Raw genomic sequence first — 16,505 nt, forward strand, 5'->3', positions numbered from 1 at the left:
TTATATTATTCTTTCAATTGCCTAAGGAGTTTTCGTTTGACAATTGTTAAGCGATAGTTCAACATATGTCAAGCGTTCGTTCAACAACTGTCAAACGATAACTCCTTAGGCAATGAAATAACTATCAATAGGTAAACGGTTGCCTAAAAATAACTAATAAAATCATTAGTGGCAATTGATTCCAAATCATGCAATTTTGAGCTAAATTCATAGTTACAAGGACTAATCTAACGCAATGCAGTTTTTAGTAATTCTTCTTGGAACTATTATTTTCTTCGTTCCCTAATGAGTTTTCGTTCCACTTAAGTGGAGCGATAGTTCAACTTAAGTGGTTCTATCGTTCTACTTAAGTAGAACGAAAACTGAAGTGCAGATCTAATTATTATTTATAAAAGCCAGGAAACTAAATACAGTATTAAAACAGGTTATCTCTTACTGGCTATTGAAAGCTACTGTTTAGTTTAGTTCATTAGAGCACCGGAATGAATCTATTTTTAAAGGTGGGGTTGCTCTGAACCGAATCTCTAGGATTTCAGATTGCGCCAAAATAATCTGATGATTGAAAAGAGAGAGTTCTGCTGGTTTATATCAAATAGGGACGAAGCGTATAGGCATAAAAAAAGGAGCAACGCCTTGCTCCAACCTTTGTTAACCTTAAATCTAATACTATGAAAAACACATTGCAAAGATACGGACTCTTGGGAAATTAGCAAATTATCCAAGAAAAATAGCATGTTTTATAACACGTTTTAATAGTTTTTCCCTACTTGTTAAGAAATCAGTCCTCCTTATTTCAAGGTATGTAACATTAATTTTGAAAATTGAATCGGAGCATACCGTTGATTCTCTGCCGAAAAACCGTTATCTTTGCAAGGATAATCACATTATGCACTCAATAAAAAAGAAAAGGAGACACCCGTGAACGAAGAAGAGATCGTCCTCACCCCGATGATGAAACAGTTTCTGGATTTGAAGGCAAAACATCCGGATGCAGTGATGCTGTTTCGTTGCGGTGACTTTTATGAAACATATTCTACGGATGCCATCGTTGCAGCCGAAATTTTAGGGATCACACTGACAAAACGTGCCAATGGGAAAGGAAAAACTATCGAGATGGCAGGTTTTCCTCATCATGCCCTTGATACCTACCTTCCGAAATTGGTTCGCGCTGGAAAACGTGTCGCTATCTGCGACCAGCTCGAAGACCCCAAAATGACGAAGAAGCTGGTGAAGCGTGGTATTACCGAATTGGTTACTCCTGGTGTTTCTATCAATGATAATGTTCTGAACTATAAAGAGAATAACTTCCTGGCTGCCGTTCATTTCGGAAAGGCTTCCTGTGGAGTTGCTTTTCTCGATATTTCTACCGGTGAATTCCTTACTGCAGAAGGACCTTTTGATTATATAGACAAACTGTTGAATAACTTTGCCCCTAAGGAAATTCTTTTTGAACGTGGCAAACGCCTGATGTTTGAAGGTAATTTCGGTAACAAGTTCTTTACATTCGAGCTGGACGACTGGGTATTTACAGAAACGACTGCCCGTGAGAAACTGCTGAAACACTTTGAAACGAAGAATCTGAAAGGTTTCGGAGTGGAGCACTTGAAAAACGGTATCATTGCTTCCGGTGCTATCCTGCAGTATCTGACAATGACGCAGCATACGCAGATTGGTCACATCACTTCATTGGCACGTATTGAAGAAGATAAATACGTCCGTCTGGATAAGTTCACGGTGCGTAGCCTTGAGCTGATTGGCAATATGAATGATGGAGGCAGTAGTCTAATCAATGTGATCGACAGAACGATCAGCCCGATGGGAGCGCGTCTGTTGAAACGTTGGATGGTTTTTCCGTTGAAGGATGAGAAGCCGATTAATGAACGCTTGAACGTAGTGGAATATTTCTTCCGCCAACCAGATTTTAAGGAATTGATTGAAGAACAGTTGCATCTGATAGGTGACCTGGAGCGTATTATTTCCAAAGTGGCTGTAGGGCGTGTGTCGCCTCGTGAAGTCGTTCAGTTGAAGGTTGCCTTGCAAGCAATTGAGCCGATAAAACAGGCATGTATGGAAGCTGATAATGCGAGCTTGAATCGCATTGGCGAACAGTTGAATCTTTGTATTTCTATTCGTGACCGGATTGCCAAAGAGATTAAAAATGATCCTCCTTTACTGATAAATAAAGGTGGAGTGATTCAGGACGGTGTGAACGCAGATTTGGATGAATTGCGGCAAATCTCCTATTCAGGAAAAGACTATCTGCTAAAGATACAGCAGCGGGAGAGCGAAGAGACGGGTATTCCGAGTTTGAAAGTAGCTTATAATAACGTATTCGGTTATTATATCGAAGTCCGTAATGTGCATAAGGATAAGGTTCCACCCGAATGGATTCGCAAACAGACGTTGGTCAACGCAGAGCGTTATATCACGCAGGAACTGAAAGAATACGAAGAAAAGATTTTGGGAGCGGAAGATAAGATTCTGGTTCTGGAAACGCAGCTATATACGGACTTAGTACAGGCATTGATGGAATTTATTCCACAGATACAGATTAATGCGAATCAGATTGCACGTCTGGACTGCTTGTTGTCATTTGCCAATGTGGCCCGTGAGAATCGTTATATCCGTCCGATTATTGAGGATAATGACGTGCTGGATATTCGCCAGGGACGTCACCCGGTGATTGAAAAGCAACTTCCGATAGGCGAGAAGTATATTGCCAATGATGTAATGTTGGACAGCAACACGCAACAGATTATTATTATTACAGGTCCGAACATGGCCGGTAAGTCTGCACTTTTGCGTCAGACGGCGTTGATTACGTTATTGGCTCAAATCGGCTCGTTTGTTCCTGCGGAGAGTGCACACATCGGTTTGGTAGATAAGATATTTACCCGTGTTGGAGCGAGTGATAATATATCAGTTGGCGAATCTACATTCATGGTAGAGATGAATGAAGCGGCTGATATCCTGAATAATGTTTCTTCCCGGAGTCTGGTATTATTTGACGAATTGGGTCGTGGTACTTCTACTTATGATGGTATTTCCATTGCCTGGGCAATTGTAGAGTATATCCATGAACATCCGAAAGCAAAAGCACGTACATTATTTGCTACGCATTATCATGAATTGAATGAGATGGAGAAATCCTTCAAGCGTATCAAGAACTATAATGTATCGGTGAAAGAAGTGGATAACAAGGTAATCTTCCTTCGTAAACTGGAACGTGGCGGTAGTGAGCACTCTTTCGGTATTCATGTGGCAAAGATGGCCGGTATGCCGAAAAGCATTGTGAAACGTGCAAATGAGATATTGAAACAGCTTGAATCTGATAATCGTCAACAGGGCATAGCAGGTAAACCGCTGGCAGAAGTGAGCGAGAATCGTGGAGGTATGCAGTTAAGCTTCTTCCAGTTGGACGATCCGATTCTCTGTCAGATTCGCGATGAGATATTGAATCTTGATGTGAATAATCTTACTCCTATTGAAGCGCTGAATAAACTGAATGATATTAAGAAGATAGTCAGGGGGAAATAAGCTGAAAATGTATATAATGTCTTAGGATATGTTTTCGATTGTTGTCCTGACATTAGGGAAATGGCATTTGTTTTATTGATAAAAAAGAGGGATTAGTGATGTTTGAACCGCTAATCCCTCTTTTTTTGATTTAGGCTATTTTATTTTTCTTCTTGTCATAGAAGAACATGAAATAGACGCCTATTATGATAAACGGAACGCTTAGCCATTGCCCCATATTGAACATCATGCTGTTTTCAAAATCTTCCTGATTTTCTTTTAGGAATTCGATGAAAAAGCGGAAGGTGAAGATATAAGTCAGACAAAGGCCGAAGAAGAAGCCGCGATGCAGTTTCTTGCTGTAATTCTTATATAAGTAAAGCATGATGAAGAACAGGATAAGATAAGCAATGGCTTCGTAGAGCTGTCCCGGATGACGGGGTTGCATATCTACACGCTCGAAAACGAATGCCCAAGGTACATCAGACGGTTTGCCTATGATTTCGGAGTTCATCAGGTTGGCAAGGCGGATGAAGCAGGCGGTGATTGGAGTAGCTACGGCAATCATATCCAGCACGTCCATATAATGGAGTTTCGTCTTGCGGCAATATAGCCAAAGGGCGATTATCAATCCTAATGTACCGCCGTGGCTGGCAAGTCCTTCATATCCGGTAAATTTCCAGTTTCCGTCCGGCATGAATTTGATAGGAAGAATCATTTCCCAAAAATGAGACAAGTAGTATCCCGGATCATAGAACAGACAGTGTCCTAGGCGGGCACCAATCAGAATACCAAAGAAACAATAAAAGAAAAGAGGGTCAAACTTCTTTTCCTCTATCTTTTTATCCCGGTACTGGTAGTGAACAACCACATAAGCAAAGAATATTCCTACTGCCCACAGTAATCCGTAATAACGGATAGAAATGCCGAACAGGTTGAATAGTTCGGGATTCGGGTTCCAGTTGATGGATAATAGCATGGTATTCATTCTATATTGGATTAATGTTAATGATTAGATTCTTTGAATTTCTCCGCAACCATCCGGTAGGTCGGTATATCTATTCCCTGTTCTTCGGCTGCTGCAATCATGTCGAAGAGCAATCCTTGTATTTCCGAGTCGTGTCCGCGTGCCAGGTCTTTTTGCATAGAAGCGGTACTTTCGGGGTCGAGCTTGTCAATCACTTTTAGGTTGTAGCTGACTGGGTCTTCGGGAAATTCGACGCCCAGTTTCTTTCCTAAGGCAGCGCTTTCCGTAGAAAGTCCGATAAATGTATCCCGTATCTTTCCCGGTTTCTGCACTTCTCCCATCGGAACGTCGTAGTAAGCACCCGTCACAGCCATTGCGGAGATAAACGACCATTTGATAAACGTATCCCGGTTGATGTCCGGTGAGAGGTCTACCTTTATGCCTGCTTCCTGCAAGTCTTGTTGGATAGCTTCCAGTAATCCGGGTTTTACAACTGTGCCGCAATGAGCGCCGTATACCAACCGGAATATCTTTCCCATTTGGGTGATTTCTCCTGTGCCGGATACGAAACCTACGATATAGATGCAGCCGTCGAGGACAGTGACTTCCGGTACCAACTTTTGTATGCGTGGTCCTGTGCCGTACACATTTAGAATAGGGATGACAACCGTGTCTTTGTGTGCTGCCCTTTTAATCAGTCCTACGATGGAATCGACCGAATAACCTTTCACGCATACAAATATCACATCTGCTTTTCCATTGAATTCTTCAGCGGTAGTAGCCGGAATCCGGAGCGTATGTTCGCCCTTCAAATCCGATTTCAGTTTCAAACCGTTCGTTTGAATCGACTGCAAGTGAGCTCCACGGGCAATACAAGTTACATCTTTGCCTGCCAGCGACAAGAATCCTGCGATACTGCCGCCTACACCTCCCGTTCCTGCAATGAGATATTTCATATTGTTAGCGAATTAGTAATTAATAAGTCGTCGGTGGTAACCGATAATCACACGTTGAAACGGAAATGCATGATGTCGCCATCCTGCACCACATATTCTTTTCCTTCTACACCCAGTTTTCCGGCTTCTTTCACAGCTGCTTCCGAGCCGTATTTGATATAATCATCGTATTTGATAACTTCGGCACGGATAAAGCCTTTTTCAAAATCGGTGTGGATCACTCCGGCACATTGAGGAGCTTTCCATCCTTTTTCGTATGTCCAGGCACGTACTTCTTGTACACCGGCAGTGAAATATGTTTCGAGATTCAGGAGTTTATAAGCAGATTTGATAAGACGTGCTACGCCCGATTCTTCCAAGCCTACTTCGGCAAGGAACATTTGACGGTCTTCGTACGTTTCCAGTTCGGCGATGTCCGCTTCTGTTTTGGCTGCGACAATCAGGATTTGAGCATTCTCGTCTTTTACGGCTTCGCGTACCATATCTACGTATTTATTTCCGTTTACTGCGCTTGCTTCATCAACATTGCAGACATACATTACCGGCTTGCTGGTCAATAAGAACAGTTCGTGAGCAATCTTTTGTTCGTCTTTTGTTTCAAAAGTCACTGTACGTGCAGATTTTCCTTGTTCCAGTGCGTCTTTATATTGAACGAGTACATCGTAAGCTAACTTTGCAGCTTTGTCTCCGCCCGTCTGTGCTTGTTTCTGTACTTTCTGGATACGGCTTTCGATGGTTTCCAGGTCTTTCAATTGAAGTTCGTAGTCAATGATTTCTTTGTCGCGGACGGGATTTACGCTTCCGTCTACGTGTGTCACATTGTCGTCATCGAAGCAACGGAGTACGTGGATAATTGCGTCTGTTTCACGGATATTGGCAAGGAACTTGTTTCCTAGTCCTTCACCTTTGCTTGCGCCTTTCACCAGTCCGGCGATATCTACGATTTCTACAGTTGTAGGAACAATTCGTTGGGGGTGCACCAATTCAGCGAGTGCGTTCAGACGTTCGTCAGGAACAGTGATTACACCTACATTGGGTTCAATTGTACAGAAAGGGAAATTTGCCGCCTGTGCTTTCGCATTCGACAAACAGTTGAAAAGTGTCGACTTACCCACGTTCGGTAGTCCTACAATACCACATTGCAATGCCATTTATCTATTTCGTTTTTATTTAGTTATCGATAATCTGACTGCAAAGATAGGCATTTTGGCAGAGTTTTAATATTTTGCCTGATATTTCTTATAGAAAATCAGGAATAAAGTAAATCCAATTAGGGCGAATGGTACACCCGCCAGGGACGGATAACGGTATCCACCACTAACAGCCAGTCCGCCTGCATAAGCACCGATGGCATTTCCGAGATTGAATGCAACCTGCACGCAGGCTGCTCCCAGCATTTCTCCTCCTTTTGATACGCGGATAATTAATATCTGCTCCGGACTGGATACAGCGAACAGTCCTGCCGTACAAAGGCACATCAACAGGGCTGCTGCCCATTTATAGGGAGAAAGGAAGAAAATGAGCAATAACATAATACAGATAAGTGCTTGAGCGGCAGTCCCTATTTTTCCGGGGGTGTAGCGGTCGGAGAGACGTCCGCTAATCAGGTTTCCCACTACCATACCGAAGCCGGCAAGGATCATTAAAGGCGTAATGCTTTCCGCGGAGAAGCCGGACACATTGGTAAGCATCGGATTGATGTAGCTATACCAGCAGAATACACCGCCATTACCTAGTGCCGTAGCACCGAGAATCAGCCACGGAGCCGGAGTTCTAAGAAAGCGGAATTGTCCTTTAAAGCCGGTATCCTTTAAGCCTTCTACATGCGGAACCCATCGCCAGATATAATATAGGATAACAATTCCCCAGATACCGACCAGCAAGAAAGTGGCACGCCAGGAAAGCATGGTACTTAGGGAAGTGCCCAAAGGTACACCAAACAGGTTGGCAATGGTCATTCCTGCAATCATGATGGAGACGGCTTCCGAACCTTTACCCTTGTCGGCCAGTTTCTCTGCAACAATAGAGCCTACTCCGAAGTATGCACCATGAGGCAAGCCGGAGATAAAACGGGCAGCGAGCAACACCCAGTAATTGGGAGCCATAGCCGCACAGATATTACCTATCATAATTAAGGTAACTAATACTAACAGAATATGTTTTAGCGGATATTTGCGAGCCAATGTTAATACAGGTGCACCGACACAGACGCCTAATGCATAAGCAGAAATGAAATGCCCTGCGGTAGGAATACTAATACCTAAATCTTTTGCCACATCGGGCAAAATTCCCATCATTACAAATTCGGCAATACCTAATCCTAGTGTGCCGAACGCCAATGCAATAAGACTCTTCTTCATACAAAACTTAACCTTAATACCTGTTACCTTTTTACCTTACTATTATTTGCCGCTTATTTATTTCGGCTGCAAAGGTAAAACAAAATCTTTCAGGGTGAGTTCGATGAGATAGATTTTGATTTAAATCAAATTAGACAATGTTGGTGGAAGCTGATGACGGGAGATTTATGTAGTATATGTAAATTGTAGCCATTTACTTTCTTTCCAATTCTTGCAAATATTTGAAGAATTTGCAAGAATTAGCAAGAAAAGAATGTGATATTGAGAAATGTGTACTTGCTAAGTAATATCATTAACAGACTTATTGTTTCCTTATCCATTCAATGATATCTTTCAAGACTTCCGGATTGATTGTTTCTTCCAACTGCCCGTATTCAGCCAATGTTCCTTTTTCGCAAGTCTGAAACAGATGATTTAAGTTCGGATAGGCTTTGACTGTTACATTTTTGTTTCCATTTCCGGTGATTCTTTCCTGGATGGCAGCAAGATTCATGGCGGCATCCACTTGAATATCCTTTTCTCCGTTCAGAGCCAGAACCGGACATTTTAGTTTCTTCAAATCCTGGGCCGGGTCATATCTTATAAAATGAAGATACCACGGAGAAGTCATCGAACTGATTTGCGCGGATAGTTGCTGGATGGTATTCAGGTCTTTCAATTGTTCGGGAGACATTGTTTTTGTAACGTCTGCATACAGTTCTTTCTGCAACTCTTCGGGAGTTTTGTCTGTTTGTTGCAGTATGGCATATCTGTTCCGTATCGAAGGCTTCATCCCTTGCCAGACGGCATCCGGCATTCCCTGGGATTTAGAGATTAACTCTACCTGCTTCAGCATCAGACTGTCGCCTCTCACGCCGGCTCCTGCCAATGAAACGACAAATGCAATGGATGGGTCCTTTTTGGCAACGATGAATGCAATGATTCCGCCTGCGCTATGTCCGATAATTCCGATTTTCTTTGCATTTATTTCTTTTCTGCTGCGCAGATAATTCACCATTGCTTCCGTATCTGTGGCAAAATCCTCATTGGTAGCTGTTGCGTGAGTACCTTGTGAAGCAGCAGTGCCCCTGTCATCACATCTAAGCACAGCAATTCCGTTCCGGGTCAGATAATCGGCGATGACAAAGAAAGGTTTGTGTCCCATGATTTCCTCATCCCGGTTCTGCGCACCGCTTCCCGTCACCATTACCACTGCCGGAAATTTAGTTCCTTTTTCGGGAAGAGTCAATGTTCCGGCAAGGTTAATACCATCGCGTTCATTCCTCACGGTGACTTCTTCACTTCTGTAAGGGAAAGGCGGTTGAGGCTCCTGCGGACGCTTGGGGCGGCTGGCTTCTCCCTTTTTCAAATTCAACGGAAGGGGCATCCCTTGCGTAAATGTTCCGTTGATTGTGTTATCACTGTTCAGTTTTCCTTTGTACGAAGCATGAATCACAGGTATCTGGATAATTAAAGTAGAATCATTGAAAGAAGTAGTCTGTGTCTTGATACCGTTGGCTCCTTGGTCGGGACTGTCCAGTGTGGTCACATAAGCGCCTTGTTCCGTTTGACTGATGTGGAATACAATAGTCAGCGAACCGGTGGGAATGGAAAGTTTTCCGTGCCAGGTTCCCGAAATATCTTGGGCGGAAACAGAGGATGAGAAGAACACTCCGGCTAATAGTCCGGTAATGAATATAACGATGTAGGTAGCCTTAACTATTTTCATAAGCGAAAAATTAGGTTTAATCTTAATTGTAAATATAAGATATATACAAAGGTAACAATTTTCCTCATTATAAAATAAGACATTACCTAATCTTGTCAGAATCCGGTAATATCTTATTTGGCTGTTCCTGTATACAATAGTTCGTTAAATGTTAATTTAAAATTTAACGAACTATTGTTTATCTTTACCGCCGATTTATTCAGCAAGCCGATGATTATCTCACTATATTGGTCAAGTTCGTTCAGATTCATTTTTTTCAGGATGTAGGAACCCTTAATATAATGAATCGGTTCGACTTGACTTAATATTTTATTGTTAATTCAAAACTTAACGAACTATTGTCATTAAAAAGTGGAATTATAATTGCTTGAGTTATCTATATCAAATTAAGGTAAGTAGCCCTCTATCTTCATCGCAAATCCACCTCCTGGTGCTAAATGAAGCTTATGTATTTTTGTAATATCCTCTGTTACAAAAAAATCTTTCTTATAGTCCGTTGCATTGCGGTCTGCATTGATTCCATCTTTGAAGATTTCTATTTTATATTTTCCTTGCGGTAAAAAAGAGAGATCTAATTTTACATCACGCGATGTCCAGTTTGTGATTCCTCCTACATACCATATGGAATTATTACGCCGGGCAGTTATAATCCATTCACCTACTTCTCCGTCAATAATTCTTGTTTCATTCCATACTGTAGGAATGGAAGCGATAAATTCTGTACATTCTATTTCTTTGTTGTAATGAGTAGGAGAATCGCAAAGCATGTTCAACGGTGAGTCTAAAATCATATAAAGAGCCAACTGGTGGCATCTGGTTCCTTGACTCATAGGTTTGAAATAGCAAGGGTAAAAATCTTTTTTGGTTGCATTCAGCATAGCTCCCTGCGTGTAGTCCATGGGACCGGCTAACTGGCGAATGAAAGGAATGGTAACATCATATTTCATCTGGTCCTTACTGATATCGTTCCATTTCATCTGCTCCAATCCATGTACACCTTCAAAATTCAGTACATTAGGGTAGGTTCGGTTTAGCCCCGCAGGTTTATGTGTCCCATGTAAATCAAGTAATAGTTTGTATTTGGCAGTTACTTGAGCTGCCTGATAATTAAAGGCTGTCATTTTTTGGTCATCCCGGTCCATAAAGTCCACTTTAAAGCCCTTTACTCCCAACTTGGAATAGTACTTGCACACTTGTTCCATATCCCGATGAAAAGCATAATAACCCGCCCAGAGTATAATGCCAACTTTCTTTGTAGCTGCATAATCTATTAAAGCTTTCAAATCAATTTCAGGAACAACGCACATTAAATTCGCTTTACCGTTTTCGGCCCATCCTTCATCTAATATTATATATTCTATATTTTTTGATGCGGCAAAATCAATATAGTATTTGTACGTATCCGTATTTTTCCAAGCACGAAATTCTACATCAGCCAAATTAAGCGCATTCCACCACTCCCAAGCCACCTTTCCCGGTTTTATCCATGAGATATCTGAAATACGGGACGGCTCTGCCAATAAGAAACTCAAGTCTGATGCAGCTAAATCTGTATCCTTTTGAGCTATAGCAATAATTCGCCAAGGAAAGGTTCGCGCTCCATTCACCTCTGCTATATACTGTTCACGTTCCGTAACGAGTAATTGCAGATTATTATGACCACCTTGCTTTACGTACTTTGGATAACGGGCAAAGACTCCCACCATTGTATGTGGATGTATTTGGGAAATATTCATATAGAGTCCCGGATAATTCTCCAGATTGGTCTCAGTAATGCACATTTTTACTCCGGTGCCCGTATCGACCAATAGTGGCAGAAAACTCAGACGTTTAGGGTTATAGCCTGTAAGCGATGTGGTTTCATACACATTTTCAAATGAATTAAAGAATTGTGCTTCTATATTTCCTTCATTTTCCCTAACATAAGGAACTGTGACTTGATAATTATCAGGAAAATGGTACTCTACCGTCTCATTTTTGATGCAGAAAGGTTGTTTGGAGTGATTAATGAAGCGATACGCTATTCCATCGTTGTAGGCTCTAAACTCGATACTGAAATCTCCTTTAAAGCGAAGCACAAGCGACTTATAGTTTTCGGTTATTGAATCTGCACGGTAAAAAGGAGAAACAATATTGCCTTTTTTCTCATAATGATTCGCTTTAATGACTTTGGGTTGTTCTCCCCATGTGTTTCCATTAACGAGTGTCAGTGCTATCGGAGAATTTTCCAATAAAATTTTTCCTTTATTTTGAATTTGGTACTCAATTTTTTCTCCTACATACACATTTGTCTGCAGATTTTCGTCAGGAGATGTAAGAGTGTATTGTTTCTGAGCGAAAATTGAACTTATCGCAGTAAATGTCATGACGCACAACAGATAATATTTCTTCATAATTTATTAATTTCTTTTTTTACAGCTGATTTTAACATATTGTTTTTCAGTATGATCGCTACTTCCATTCTTAAGATATTGACACTCTATTGACATAGTTTTTTCCAATAAGTGCAAAATCCTATCCAATGATTCATCTTTAAAAGTTGCATGACAGATCAGATTTTTACTCATTTCATCCAATTGGAAACTGATGTTATACATTTGACTTAACCGTTTAAAAATATCCTGCAACGGTTCATTGCGGAAAACTAATTCTCCCTGCTTCCATGAACACCATTTTTCAGGATTACCCAAATATAATTGATAATCTTTGTTGCGGTGATTGTAAACGATACGTTCATTCGGATTCATAAGAATTCGACGTTCTTTGGACGAAACACATACACTGCCTGTGACCAATGTAACTTGCGTCAAACTGTCACTATCATAACTATAGACATTAAATTCCGTTCCCAAAGCTTCAATATCAAGACGAGGCGTATGTACAATGAATGGACGTTTTTTATCAGGAGCTATTTGAAAATAGCCCTCACCTTTCAACTCGACATCGCGCTTTTTACCTTCGAAAGGAAGCGGATAACGCAATGTACTACCACCGTTCATCCAAACTACACTACCATCAGGTAACACTGCTTTAGTTCGTGTGCCATATAAGGCATTCAGTTCTTGCCAGACGTGATTTGTCGATTCTTTCTTCTGAAGATATCCCAAATAGAAAGTCGAAAGAAGCAATGGAACAGCTATGAAAGCAGCTATCCGTTGCCAAGTTCTGACGAAAATTTCAAGCCGATTTCTTCTTTGCCTTCCTTTTATTTTCTCTAAGAGTTGTTCCAGCCGGTACTGAGGTTGAATGCTTTCAATATCAAAAGCAGGATGAGAGATATCCCAGATATTCTTCATCTTCAGGAAATAAGCCAAATGCTCCTTGTCCGCATCCATCCAACGAGACAACTCTTTAGATTCATCAACTCCCGCTTCGCCTGACAAACACTTTATAATCAGTTCATCTATGTATTCTTGTTGATCCATTATTTAATCTATTATATTGTTAGATAATTAATAAAATAAGTCACAAAGGCCATAAGTCTTTCAGGTTATCTCTAAGGTATTTCAATACATTTCCAACGCGTACCTCAACGGTTCTTCTTGATACGTTCATTTCTCTTGCGATATCATCATATTTAATAGATTGGAAACGACTCATACGAAACACATCGACAGACTTTTTATCAAATTGTTCCAACAATGTATTTATTTGTGTCTCTAGCTCAGAATAGCTTACATAATGATCTACATCCCAATTGGTTGCAGTAGAACATTCAAGTACATAAGCTATATGACTTTCAACTATTCTACGATGCTTGATTGCATCATAGCAGTCATGCCGTACAGCTCTCAGTAAAAAACTTCTCAAAGAAGTATCAATACTCAATTCTGTTCTTTTCTCCCAAAGTTCCAAAAATATGCTTTGAATAATATCTTCGCATTCGTTTCTGTCTGCAATAAAGGTCCCACAGTATAACAACAGGTCAGAATGGTACTTAATAAAAAGAGTGGAAAAGGCATGTTGATCGTTTTTCCGCATCCGATTGACTAATTCAAAATCATCTATGACATGTTTTTCTTTCATTTGTTATTTAAGGTATTATATATACTGTCCTTATTGCCATGGTCATTGGGGGATAATTTATTAACAAGTATTATCCCCCGAAAATGTTTTTCAGAAATATTCTTTAATCATAAAAAAGTTTCTACATCCCAATCTTCAATCTCTTTTAAATTAACTTCAATGCCGGGCAGAGAAACCACAATGTCAAAGGTATATTGTTTTCCCATTTCAAATGTCATGTTCCCTATTTTTTTTCTATACTGATTTCCGGCAACATCAAATAGTAGAAGCCCGTTTCCCGTACTTGGAAGTAAGACACATTCTCCATAAGAACCTTCTGATGAAACAGAAACAGGGATATCTCCCGCTTCCATTTCTGTCATTTCGGCAGTTCCCAAAGAAAATTTCCCTATTGCCGGCAAATCAGAACAAGTCAGTCTCAACACTTTCAGGTCTTCCGCACTAATACCTTCACCGTTTCTAATATGAAAGATCATTTTCGCAAAAACATGTTTGAATACCACTTTTACCGGTGTGGTTGTACGATACTTGTTTTTAGCATTATTGCTGTAAAGATAATCGCAAAAATCTGATTTTGCTTGATTCCGGACGTCAAGTTGTAGTACATTCTCTTCCAGACTTGGATTCCATGGTGCATAGAGAATAAAATCCACCTTTGTCGCATCTGTCGGATACAAAAAAGCAGGCTCTTCTCCGGAGACCTTTAACATGCCATCCGCCTGAACTTGCATTTTTTTATTGAAAATTTGGTTGATCGAATTCTCTAATGAAAAATCGGCTTTATTCCGTATCATATAAACACCTACCGTTTCACCTTCTTTCCACTTTTCGACTTCATCTTTGTCATAAGAAGTGATAGATGGCTTGAACAAAACGGCAACTTCTGTTTGCTGATGGTTTTCACCGCCTTTATAGATGTCTTCACAAGCTGCCAAGCCGCACAGGCAAAATGACAATATTATCAATTGTTTTATTTTCATAATTCCATATAATTAATTCGGTTTATTTTGCAATTTTCACACAGCGTACCGGCATAGCGTTGGCACGACTATAATAATTATTATCTATTTTGTTTTGGTCTTTTGCAAGCATTACCATATAAGTCTTTAGATTGGAGGAAGACTCTCCGCAATAAATCATTGCCGACTTTGTTGCCCATTGGAAAGTGCCATCGAATTTTAATCTTCCTGCCAAAGGATAGTTACCGAATGCAGTTCCTGCCGAAGCTAGATATTCAGTATACGTAGTCGGCAGATTCTCCCAAGGCGATTTCCCGTTTTTGTAGATGGGAAGCATCCAGCCCGCAGGCGACGGGTCATAAATAGTCTTTTCCTTTGTCTTACTGTTAGGCCAAAAGTCAGCGGCAAGGTCGTTAGAGGCATTTGGATTAGTAGTCACCCAACTATAGGGCTCGCCTTTAGCAGAGATAAATAGCAGAGGATCTTTCAATACACGACGAATAGACTGTCCTTGGTCGTCTCCCCAAATAGCTTCTACTTTAATCTTCGGCTTATTTCCGTTGTGTCCGAACAACTGGATATCCGCGACGGATGCTCCTTCTCCGGGAAATGTGACAGAACTAGTGGGAAATGGGGTATTTCTACCTCCCTGATAAAAGCAACCGACGGAATTAGGATTGTTTGCATCATCAGTCAAGGCGCCTAAATTGCGGTCCATAAAGTAGTAATCTGTCACCCCGTCTCCATTGTTGTCATAGGCATAAGTGTGTTCATCCGGATTGTAATCTGTTACCCAAATATGCCATACCCAACGGGTATCATTACCGATTTTTACTGCAATGACAGCATTTCCTTGCTTGCCGGCAGATGTTCTCACAGTAATCGTACTTTTATCTGCCTGTTGTCCGTCTTTACTTAAGATTACACCTTGCTCAGGAATAAGGTCTTCTGTGTCCATCCACAACAATGATACGCTCAAAGTCCCGGACAAATCCGGATTCCCGCAGTAGGATTCCTGCCGCCAGACTTCGTACGCTTTCAATACGGGAAAAGTAATTTCTCCACCAGGCTTCACCATATAGCAGTTGGGCAATGAAGGCAAATCTACAAGTTTTGAAGCAATCTGATAACTGTAAGCTTTACCAGGTTCAAACTGTTTATTAGCGGGAGAATATTCATGTTCCGAATTTCCGGCTTTTATAATAAAAGACAGTTCCTGTAGAGGCTGAGAAGGTATGTAAGCTCTGAAATTCTTTTTCCGTTCTTCATCGAAATCTATATTTCCCATAGATGTCTCTTCATCTGCAAGCTTCATTTTATCAGGTGTACCAATTTGAGCGAGATTAAACGTACAGGCGGGTATTACATTTTTCATCTCTATATTTTTCCCACCGCCCGAAGTCAGCTTGACGTCCACCAACGTCAGTTGATGTTTAAATAATAATTGCACTGTTCCGGAAGATGAGGCCAAGTCTACTGTTTTTGCCAGCATCAAGTCATACATGGATTTGGAAGCATCATAGTTGATTGCTGTAGGATTAATGTTTTTGGAGTAAGGATAATAAGCATAAAAATCGAGAACTTCTCCATTCTTCGGAAAATAGACAGGAGTTCCTTCCATTATCCATTCTCCGTCTTTAAGTGTTAATTTTCGATTGTCTATGTAATTACCTTGAGATTGAAGCGCTGTTGAATTACCCGGTAAATGCGATACCGCAAAGACACCAACCGCATCTCCTTCATTAAAAAAGGTCTTAAAGCTGTCGTCAGTAGTCACACGTGTGTTTTTGTCATTGTCTACAGCCAAAACAAATTGTATCTGCTCCCCGCCTGAAGGAGAGGTCTCTGCGAGTTCTGTTTCCTGCTGACAGGAAAACAAGGAAAGAATTCCTATACAATAATAGCAAATTTTTTTCATACATTGTTTTTTTAAGTAATATGCAAAGGCTCTTAAGGCATAAAATAAACTATTCTTGTTTAAAGGGCGATTTAAAAAGAAAATTCCACATCATT

General features: G+C 40.7%; 11 protein-coding genes. 1 reads left to right on the plus strand and 10 read right to left on the minus strand.

Going from position 1 to position 16,505, the window contains the following annotated elements; translation table 11 throughout:
- The first annotated feature begins 948 nt into the window (after positions 1-948).
- Positions 949-3,537 carry a DNA mismatch repair protein MutS gene (mutS, locus tag KSX81_RS12100; protein WP_044919156.1) on the plus strand — a complete coding sequence of 863 codons (2,589 nt, stop codon included), beginning with the start codon at positions 949-951 and terminating at the stop codon, positions 3,535-3,537.
- Between the two features lie 130 nt (positions 3,538-3,667).
- Here mutS and lgt read toward each other — a convergent pair whose 3' ends face one another.
- The 10 genes from lgt to KSX81_RS12150 form a co-directional block, all read right to left on the minus strand.
- Positions 3,668-4,504 carry a prolipoprotein diacylglyceryl transferase gene (lgt, locus tag KSX81_RS12105; RefSeq protein WP_217725724.1) on the minus strand — a complete coding sequence of 279 codons (837 nt, stop codon included), beginning with the start codon at positions 4,502-4,504 and terminating at the stop codon, positions 3,668-3,670.
- A gap of 17 nt (positions 4,505-4,521) precedes the next feature.
- Positions 4,522-5,439 carry a ketopantoate reductase family protein gene (locus KSX81_RS12110; RefSeq protein ID WP_217725725.1) on the minus strand — a complete coding sequence of 306 codons (918 nt, stop codon included), beginning with the start codon at positions 5,437-5,439 and terminating at the stop codon, positions 4,522-4,524.
- Between the two features lie 47 nt (positions 5,440-5,486).
- Positions 5,487-6,590 carry a redox-regulated ATPase YchF gene (gene ychF / locus KSX81_RS12115; protein WP_004298673.1) on the minus strand — a complete coding sequence of 368 codons (1,104 nt, stop codon included), beginning with the start codon at positions 6,588-6,590 and terminating at the stop codon, positions 5,487-5,489.
- 66 nt (positions 6,591-6,656) lie between these two features.
- The gene (gene araJ, locus KSX81_RS12120; protein ID WP_008646862.1) at positions 6,657-7,799 is read right to left on the minus strand and encodes an MFS transporter AraJ; all 1,143 of its coding nucleotides are present in this window, start codon (positions 7,797-7,799) and stop codon (positions 6,657-6,659) included.
- A 301-nt stretch (positions 7,800-8,100) separates the two neighbouring features.
- On the minus strand, positions 8,101-9,507 hold the full coding sequence (locus KSX81_RS12125) for an alpha/beta hydrolase family protein (protein WP_074908678.1): 1,407 nt from the start codon (positions 9,505-9,507) through the stop codon (positions 8,101-8,103).
- A 386-nt stretch (positions 9,508-9,893) separates the two neighbouring features.
- On the minus strand, positions 9,894-11,900 hold the full coding sequence (locus KSX81_RS12130) for a glycoside hydrolase family 97 protein (RefSeq protein WP_032852431.1): 2,007 nt from the start codon (positions 11,898-11,900) through the stop codon (positions 9,894-9,896).
- A gap of 6 nt (positions 11,901-11,906) precedes the next feature.
- On the minus strand, positions 11,907-12,932 hold the full coding sequence (locus KSX81_RS12135) for a FecR family protein (protein ID WP_008646853.1): 1,026 nt from the start codon (positions 12,930-12,932) through the stop codon (positions 11,907-11,909).
- 40 nt (positions 12,933-12,972) lie between these two features.
- A complete protein-coding gene (locus tag KSX81_RS12140; protein ID WP_008646851.1) occupies positions 12,973-13,533 on the minus strand; it encodes an RNA polymerase sigma-70 factor in 561 nt (186 codons plus the stop codon).
- A 107-nt stretch (positions 13,534-13,640) separates the two neighbouring features.
- The gene (locus KSX81_RS12145) at positions 13,641-14,513 is read right to left on the minus strand and encodes a fimbrillin family protein (RefSeq protein WP_055235708.1); all 873 of its coding nucleotides are present in this window, start codon (positions 14,511-14,513) and stop codon (positions 13,641-13,643) included.
- A 22-nt stretch (positions 14,514-14,535) separates the two neighbouring features.
- Positions 14,536-16,410 (minus strand): fimbrillin family protein, encoded by a 1,875-nt coding sequence (locus KSX81_RS12150; protein ID WP_008646849.1) that lies wholly within the window; start codon positions 16,408-16,410, stop codon positions 14,536-14,538.
- Positions 16,411-16,505: the final 95 nt, after the last annotated feature.

It is taken from the genome of Bacteroides sp. MSK.18.37 (assembly GCF_019129155.2).
GTDB classification, from domain to species: Bacteria; Bacteroidota; Bacteroidia; order Bacteroidales; family Bacteroidaceae; genus Bacteroides; species Bacteroides ovatus.

What these genes read in the sequence shown, in the direction of transcription:
- mutS (WP_044919156.1), top strand. Translation starts at nt 949, where the DNA reads ATGATGAAACAGTTTCTGGATTTGAAGGCAAAACATCCGGATGCAGTG.
- lgt (WP_217725724.1), bottom strand. Translation starts at nt 4,504, where the DNA reads ATGAATACCATGCTATTATCCATCAACTGGAACCCGAATCCCGAACTA.
- KSX81_RS12110 (WP_217725725.1), bottom strand. Translation starts at nt 5,439, where the DNA reads ATGAAATATCTCATTGCAGGAACGGGAGGTGTAGGCGGCAGTATCGCA.
- ychF (WP_004298673.1), bottom strand. Translation starts at nt 6,590, where the DNA reads ATGGCATTGCAATGTGGTATTGTAGGACTACCGAACGTGGGTAAGTCG.
- araJ (WP_008646862.1), bottom strand. Translation starts at nt 7,799, where the DNA reads ATGAAGAAGAGTCTTATTGCATTGGCGTTCGGCACACTAGGATTAGGT.
- KSX81_RS12125 (WP_074908678.1), bottom strand. Translation starts at nt 9,507, where the DNA reads ATGAAAATAGTTAAGGCTACCTACATCGTTATATTCATTACCGGACTA.
- KSX81_RS12130 (WP_032852431.1), bottom strand. Translation starts at nt 11,900, where the DNA reads ATGAAGAAATATTATCTGTTGTGCGTCATGACATTTACTGCGATAAGT.
- KSX81_RS12135 (WP_008646853.1), bottom strand. Translation starts at nt 12,932, where the DNA reads ATGGATCAACAAGAATACATAGATGAACTGATTATAAAGTGTTTGTCA.
- KSX81_RS12140 (WP_008646851.1), bottom strand. Translation starts at nt 13,533, where the DNA reads ATGAAAGAAAAACATGTCATAGATGATTTTGAATTAGTCAATCGGATG.
- KSX81_RS12145 (WP_055235708.1), bottom strand. Translation starts at nt 14,513, where the DNA reads ATGAAAATAAAACAATTGATAATATTGTCATTTTGCCTGTGCGGCTTG.
- KSX81_RS12150 (WP_008646849.1), bottom strand. Translation starts at nt 16,410, where the DNA reads ATGAAAAAAATTTGCTATTATTGTATAGGAATTCTTTCCTTGTTTTCC.